We start from the raw sequence: 338 nt of genomic DNA, 5'->3' as shown, positions 1-338 counted from the left end.
ACGAAGGGGAGGCCCGAGTTCTCGAAGTAGTCGACCGCGGGGAAGCAGTCGGCGAGGCGGCGGGTGTCCACCAGGACGATCGCGCCGATGGCGCCGCGCACCAGGTCGTCCCACATGAACCAGAAGCGGTCCTGGCCGGGCGTACCGAAGAGGTACAGGATCAGGTCCTGGTCCAGCGTGATGCGGCCGAAGTCCATGGCGACCGTGGTGGTCGTCTTGCCTCCGGTGTGGGTGAGGTCGTCGATGCCTGCCGAAGCAGACGTCATCACGGCCTCGGTGCGCAGCGGGTTGATCTCCGAGACGGCGCCGACGAACGTGGTCTTGCCCACGCCGAAGCC

At 67.5% G+C, this 338-nt stretch carries 1 protein-coding gene; it reads right to left on the bottom strand.

What is annotated here, in order from left to right; translation table 11 throughout:
- Window positions 1-338: GTP-binding protein (locus ADK57_RS16600; RefSeq protein WP_199830599.1), on the bottom strand; the 338-nt coding region annotated here is incomplete at both ends.

The organism is Streptomyces sp. MMG1533 (assembly GCF_001279775.1).
GTDB lineage: Bacteria > Actinomycetota > Actinomycetes > Streptomycetales > Streptomycetaceae > Streptomyces.
The sequence above is the reverse complement of the archived record's forward strand: the minus strand, read 5'-3'. Positions and strand labels throughout refer to the sequence as shown.